Source organism: Enterobacter sp. 342, from assembly GCF_036663495.1.
Classification (GTDB): Bacteria; Pseudomonadota; Gammaproteobacteria; order Enterobacterales; family Enterobacteriaceae; genus Enterobacter.
This window is the reverse complement of record NZ_JAWUEI010000027.1, coordinates 57,184-63,846: the sequence shown is the minus strand read 5'-3', so window position 1 is coordinate 63,846 and position 6,663 is coordinate 57,184. Positions and strand designations below refer to the sequence as shown.

Annotated in this window: 7 protein-coding genes and 1 pseudogene; 7 read left to right on the top strand and 1 reads right to left on the bottom strand. The window is 56.1% G+C overall.

The annotated features are described in order from the left end of the window. The first annotated feature begins 303 nt into the window (after window positions 1-303). From arcA to V6E55_RS19055, 5 genes are all read left to right on the top strand, one after another. Window positions 304-1,524 (top strand): arginine deiminase, encoded by a 1,221-nt coding sequence (gene arcA, locus V6E55_RS19075; RefSeq protein WP_008501384.1) that lies wholly within the window; start codon window positions 304-306, stop codon window positions 1,522-1,524. Between the two features lie 10 nt (window positions 1,525-1,534). After that, entirely contained in the window at window positions 1,535-2,446 is a 912-nt protein-coding gene (gene arcC / locus V6E55_RS19070; RefSeq protein ID WP_316943631.1) for a carbamate kinase, read from the top strand. Between the two features lie 25 nt (window positions 2,447-2,471). Beyond that, a complete protein-coding gene (gene argF, locus V6E55_RS19065; protein WP_119935755.1) occupies window positions 2,472-3,476 on the top strand; it encodes an ornithine carbamoyltransferase in 1,005 nt (334 codons plus the stop codon). 46 nt (window positions 3,477-3,522) lie between these two features. Further along, on the top strand, window positions 3,523-4,926 hold the full coding sequence (locus tag V6E55_RS19060) for a YfcC family protein (RefSeq protein ID WP_114979159.1): 1,404 nt from the start codon (window positions 3,523-3,525) through the stop codon (window positions 4,924-4,926). Between the two features lie 80 nt (window positions 4,927-5,006). Then, entirely contained in the window at window positions 5,007-5,486 is a 480-nt protein-coding gene (locus V6E55_RS19055; RefSeq protein ID WP_028016503.1) for an arginine repressor, read from the top strand. 3 nt (window positions 5,487-5,489) lie between these two features. On the opposite strand, the pseudogene V6E55_RS25880 reads toward V6E55_RS19055, so the two are convergent. Continuing rightward, window positions 5,490-5,607: pseudogene (locus tag V6E55_RS25880) on the bottom strand (hypothetical protein). On the opposite strand from V6E55_RS25880, the gene V6E55_RS19050 reads away from it, so the two are divergent. Together V6E55_RS19050 and pyrB are read left to right on the top strand one after the other, a co-directional pair. Then, window positions 5,587-5,691, top strand: coding sequence for a pyrBI operon leader peptide (locus tag V6E55_RS19050; RefSeq protein ID WP_022646880.1), 105 nt, complete (start codon window positions 5,587-5,589; stop codon window positions 5,689-5,691). The pseudogene V6E55_RS25880 and the gene V6E55_RS19050 sit on opposite strands and share 21 nt — an antisense overlap. A 34-nt stretch (window positions 5,692-5,725) precedes the next feature. After that, on the top strand, window positions 5,726-6,658 hold the full coding sequence (gene pyrB / locus V6E55_RS19045; protein ID WP_025759900.1) for an aspartate carbamoyltransferase: 933 nt from the start codon (window positions 5,726-5,728) through the stop codon (window positions 6,656-6,658). Window positions 6,659-6,663: the final 5 nt, after the last annotated feature.

Genomic DNA, 6,663 nt, shown 5'->3' with positions numbered 1-6,663 from the left:
ATGGCTCATGATGTCCCTCTGGGATGCGCTCCGGATGAATATGATGATCTCATATCAGGAACTTGTTCGCACCTTCCTTAGCTATTCACCCGGCAATTATATCCAATTAATCATTATCTGATGCGAATCATGCAAATGAAAACAAACCGCTTAATATCCAGTTTCACGTGAGCAATATCACAATACGGATTATTTAACCGCCTAGTATGAACCTCGAAATCAATTGAGCTTAGCCGCCATGGAAATAATCACATCACATGGCGCATGCCCTTTTTATTCTTAAAAACAGTTAAAGGAATAATTATGGAAAAGCATTACGTCGGTTCTGAAATTGGTCAATTGCGTAGCGTTATGCTGCACCGTCCAAATTTAAGTCTGAAACGTTTAACGCCGTCGAACTGTCAGGAATTACTCTTCGATGATGTGCTCTCGGTTGAACGGGCGGGTGAAGAGCATGATATTTTCGCAAACACGCTGCGCGAGCAGGGTGTGGAAGTCCTGCTGTTGACCGACCTTCTCACTCAAACGCTTGATATTGCAGAAGCAAAAGCCTGGCTTCTCGAAACCCAAATCTCTGACTACCGCCTCGGGCCAACCTTTGCAGGTGATGTGCGCGGCTGGCTGGCGGATATGCCGCACCGTGAACTGGCGCGCCGGTTAAGCGGCGGATTAACCTACGGTGAAATTCCGGCAGCCATTAAAAATATGGTGGTGGATACCCACACGGCGAATGATTTTATTATGAAGCCGCTGCCTAACCATTTATTTACCCGCGACACTTCCTGCTGGATTTATAACGGTGTGTCCATTAACCCAATGGCTAAACCGGCTCGTCAGCGTGAAACTAATAATCTGCGGGCCATATATCGCTGGCATCCTGCATTTGCCGACGGTGATTTTATTAAGTATTTCGGCGACGAAAATATTAATTACGATCACGCGACATTAGAAGGTGGCGATGTATTAGTGATTGGACGCGGCGCGGTATTAATTGGCATGTCAGAACGCACCACCCCGCAGGGCGTGGAGTTTCTCGCCAACAGCCTGTTTAAACACCGCCAGGCCGAACGTGTGATTGCCGTCGAATTGCCAAAACACCGCTCCTGCATGCACCTCGACACCGTGATGACCCACATCGACGTGGACACCTTCTCCGTCTACCCGGAAGTGGTGCGCAAAGATGCCCAGTGCTGGACGCTCACCCCGGACGGACGCGGCGGTCTGCTGCGTACTCAGGAAACCGACCTGCTCCACGCCATCGAAAAAGCCCTCGGCATTAACCAGGTGCGCCTGATCACCACCGGCGGCGATGCCTTTGAGGCCGAACGTGAACAGTGGAATGACGCCAATAACGTTCTGACCATCCGCCCGGGCGTGGTGATTGGTTACGAGCGCAATGTCTGGACCAACGAGAAATACGACAAAGCGGGCATCACCGTGCTGCCGATCCCGGGTGACGAACTCGGACGCGGTCGCGGCGGCGCGCGCTGCATGAGCTGCCCACTGGAACGTGACGGAATTTAAAGGAGCCATCATGGAACGAAAACCCACTCTGGTTGTGGCGCTTGGCGGTAACGCGTTACTGAAACGCGGCGAACCGCTGGAAGCGGAGATCCAGCGCCAGAACATCGAGCAGGCTGCCCGCACCATCGCCGGGCTGACGGAGCAGTGGCGCGTGGTACTGGTTCACGGCAACGGTCCGCAGGTCGGGCTGCTGGCATTGCAGAACAGCGCCTACGACAAAGTCACGCCCTACCCGCTGGACGTTCTCGGTGCCGAAAGCCAGGGAATGATCGGCTACATGCTCCAGCAGGCGCTGAAAAACAATCTTCCCCAGCGCGAAGTGAGCGTGCTGCTCACCCAGGTAGAGGTGGATGCCACCGACCCGGCGTTCAGCAACCCGACCAAGTATATCGGCCCGGTTTACAGCGAAGCCCAGGCGAAAACGCTGGCTGCGGAAAAAGGCTGGGTGTTTAAGGCCGACGGCAGCTACTTCCGCCGCGTCGTTCCTTCCCCGCAACCCAAACGCATCGTTGAGAGTGACGCGATTACGGCGCTTATCCAGCGCGATCACCTGGTGATCTGTAACGGTGGCGGCGGGGTTCCGGTGGTGGAAAACGCCAACGGTTATCACGGCATTGAAGCGGTGATCGACAAAGACCTCTCCGCCGCGCTGCTGGCGCGCCAGATCGAGGCCGATGCCCTGCTGATCCTCACCGATGCCGACGCGGTGTATCTCGACTGGGGCAAACCGACCCAGCGCCCGCTGGCACAGGTGACGCCGGAACTGCTCAGAGGCATGCAGTTCGACGCCGGTTCGATGGGACCAAAAGTGGCCGCCTGCCGCGAGTTTGTTGAAACCTGCAACGGGATTGCCGGGATCGGTGCGCTGGCTGACGGCGCGGAGATCCTCGCGGGCGAGAAAGGCACGTTGATTCGTAACTAATTCAAATTTCAAAAAGGATTTACCCATGACCATCAACCTGAAAAACCGCAACTTCCTGAAACTGCTGGACTACACCCCGGCAGAGATCCAGTACCTGATCGACCTTGCCATCGAACTCAAGGCCGCTAAAAAAGCCGGACGCGAGAAGCAAACCCTGGTCGGGAAAAACATCGCCCTGATCTTTGAAAAAACCTCCACCCGCACCCGTTGTGCCTTTGAAGTCGGCGCGTTTGACCAGGGTGCGCAGGTCACTTATCTCGGCCCAAGCGGCTCGCAGATCGGCCATAAAGAGTCGATGAAAGACACCGCCCGCGTGCTGGGCCGTATGTACGACGGCATTGAGTATCGCGGCTACGGCCAGGCCATCGTTGAAGAGTTGGGCGAGTACGCGGGCGTACCGGTGTGGAACGGTCTGACTGATGAGTTTCACCCGACCCAAATCCTCGCTGACCTGATGACCATGCTGGAGCATGCGCCAGGCAAAACCCTGCCGGAGCTGAGCTTTGCCTATCTGGGTGATGCGCGGAACAACATGGGCAACTCTCTGATGGTTGGCGCGGCCAAGATGGGGATGGATATCCGCCTCGTGGCACCGAAATCTTTCTGGCCGGAAGCGGGGCTGGTTGAGCAGTGCCGCGCCATCGCCAAAGAGACTGGCGCGCGCATCACCCTCACTGATGACGTGGAAGAAGGTGTTCAGGGGACCGATTTCCTCTACACCGACGTGTGGGTCTCCATGGGTGAACCGAAAGAGGCATGGGCCGAGCGCGTCAGCCTGATGAAGCCTTACCAGATTAACGCTCAGGTGATGAAAGCCACTGGCAACCCGAACGTCAAGTTCATGCACTGCCTGCCGGCGTTCCACAACGAGCACACCAAAGTGGGCCGTGAAATCGAGATGGCTTACGGCCTGAAAGGGCTTGAGGTGACGGAAGAGGTCTTTGAATCACCGAACTCTATCGTCTTTGACGAAGCAGAAAACCGCATGCACACCATTAAAGCGGTCATGGTGGCGACACTCGGCGACTAATCACCGCCCGGCGCGCCACAGGGTGCGCCGGGTTCAGGAGAACATCATGGGCAAGTTCAAGTTTCCCTCCGCTTACACCATTCTCTTTTTTCTGATTGCCGTTGTGGCGGCGCTGAGCTGGGTTGTTCCGGCCGGTCAGTACCAGATGGCGATGAATGAAACCCTTGGCAAAGAAGTCCCGATTGCCGGAACGTACGCGCACGTTGCGGCGCACCCGCAGGGGCTGATTTCCGTCCTGATGGCCCCCATCGCCGGGCTGTACGATCCCGTGTCCGGTCAGGCCGGCGCGATCGACGTAGCGCTGTTTATCCTGATCATCGGGGGTTTTCTCGGGATCGTCACCAAAACCGGGGCAATTGACGCCGGGATCGAACGTGTGACGACCCGCCTGCGCGGACGCGAAGAGTGGATGATCCCGATCCTGATGGCGTTGTTTGCCGCAGGTGGCACGATCTACGGCATGGCCGAAGAGTCACTGCCTTTCTATACCTTGCTGGTGCCCGTCATGCTGGCCGCCCGTTTTGACCCGGTGGTTGCCGCCTCTACCGTGCTGCTCGGGGCGGGGATCGGCACGCTCGGTTCCACCATTAACCCGTTTGCCACGGTGATCGCCGCCAACGCCGCCGGGATCCCCTTCACCCACGGTATCGCCCTGCGCGTGGCGCTGCTGGTGATCGGCTGGATCATCTGCGTGGCATGGGTGATGCGCTACGCCCGTAAAGTTCGTCAGGATCCGTCTCTCTCTATCGTCGCAGACAAACAGGAAGAGAACCGCGCCCATTTCCTTGGCAACAAGGGAGAGCAGTCACTGGAATTTACCCCGGTGCGCAAAATCATTCTGGTGATCTTCGCCCTCGCCTTCGCGGTGATGATCTACGGCGTGGCGGTGCTGGGGTGGTGGATGGCAGAGATCTCGGCGGTGTTTCTCGCCAGCGCCATTATCGTGGGGCTTATCGCCCGTATGAGTGAAGAGGAGCTTACCTCAACCTTTATCAACGGTGCGCGAGATTTGCTGGGTGTCGCGCTGATTATCGGTATTGCGCGCGGTATCGTAGTCATCATGGATAAGGGCATGATTACCCACACCATTTTGCACAGCGCGGAAGGTCTGGTCAGCGGGTTGTCCACGGTGGCGTTTATCAACGTGATGTACTGGCTGGAAGTTGTTCTGTCGTTTCTTGTGCCTTCTTCGTCCGGCCTGGCCGTACTGACGATGCCGATCATGGCACCACTAGCCGATTTCGCTAACGTCAACCGCGACCTGGTAGTTACGGCTTACCAGTCGGCCTCCGGCATCGTTAACCTGGTCACGCCAACCTCAGCGGTGGTGATGGGCGGGCTGGCTATCGCCCGTGTGCCTTACGTGCGCTACCTGAAATGGGTTGCGCCGCTGCTGGCGATCCTGACGGTGGTGATTATGGTGGCGCTAAGCCTGGGTGCCTTGTTGTGATTTGCCGGATGGCACTGCGCTTATCCGGCTTACGGATCGGTGCAGTGCCACCGGTTATTTCAGGAACTGATATGGGAAACATGATGGATTACGAAGCGTACTCTCCCAAAGAACAACTGCAGCTAACGGTGTGCCAGCGTCTCATCGCCGAAAAGAGCTATCTTTCACAGGAAGAAATTCGTCGCGATTTGCAGGAGAGAGGGTTTGACAGCATCAGCCAGTCGACCGTTTCGCGTCTGCTGAAATTGCTCGGCGTCATAAAAATTCGAAATGCCAAAGGGCTAAAGATTTATTCGTTGAATCCCCAACTGCGTCCTGCCCCCGATGCCGCACGTACCGTTTCTGAAATGGTGGTGAGCGTAGAGCACAATAGCGAGTTTATCCTCATTCATACCGTCGCCGGATATGGCCGCGCGGTGGCGCGTATTCTGGATTACCACCAGTTACCGGAAATTTTAGGTGTGGTGGCCGGTAGCAGTATCGTCTGGGTCGCCCCCCGGGTGGTGAAGCGTACCGCGCTGGTGCATAAGCAAATTAATTATTTACTCAGAACGAATTAATATTCACAAAGAACCGTTTGCATTGAGTAAAGCGTGCATTAAATCGCTTGATCCGAAAATCGGGGTGCGTATAATGCCCGACAATTTGCCGGGAGGAAGCATGGTCAAGCGTGTACGACATAACGTCTTACCGCGTCTGAAATCAGACGCTGGCCTGCCGTTTTTCTTCCCGTTGCTAAACCTATTCCCAGAGCCCCTCATTTGAGGGGCTTTTTTTTGCCCGGCGTCAGGAGATAAACATGAATCCGCTTTATCAAAAACACATCATTTCCATAAATGACCTCAGCCGCGAAGAGCTGGAACTGGTTCTGGAAACCGCGGCAAAACTGAAAGCTAATCCGCAACCGGAGCTGCTGAAGCACAAGGTGATTGCGAGCTGCTTCTTTGAAGCCTCTACCCGTACGCGCCTCTCCTTTGAAACGTCCATGCACCGCCTGGGCGCGAGCGTGGTCGGCTTCTCTGACAGTAGCAACACGTCGCTGGGTAAAAAAGGCGAAACGCTGGCGGATACCATTTCAGTTATCAGTACTTACGTCGACGCGATTGTCATGCGTCACCCACAGGAAGGGGCGGCGCGTCTGGCGACCGAGTTTTCCGGTGGCATTCCGGTGCTGAACGCAGGAGATGGTGCCAACCAGCACCCGACGCAGACCCTGCTGGATCTGTTCACCATTCAGGAAACCCAGGGCACGCTTGAAAACCTGAACATCGCGATGGTCGGCGACCTGAAATATGGCCGTACCGTCCACTCACTGACCCAGGCGCTGGCGAAGTTTAACGGCAACCGTTTCTTCTTCATTGCCCCGGACGCGCTGGCGATGCCGCAATACATTCTCGACATGCTGGACGAGAAAGGCATTCAGTGGAGCCTGCATGCGAGCATCGAAGAGGTGATGAGCCACGTCGATATTCTGTACATGACCCGCGTGCAGAAAGAACGTCTGGACCCGTCCGAATATGCCAACGTGAAGGCGCAGTTCGTGCTGCGCGCCAGCGACCTTGAGGGCGCACGCGACAACATGAAGGTGCTGCACCCGCTGCCACGTATTGATGAAATCACCACCGACGTGGATAAAACGCCGCACGCCTGGTATTTCCAGCAGGCCGGAAACGGTATTTTCGCCCGCCAGGCGTTACTGGCACTGGTTCTGAATCGCGAATTGGCTCTGTAAGGGGA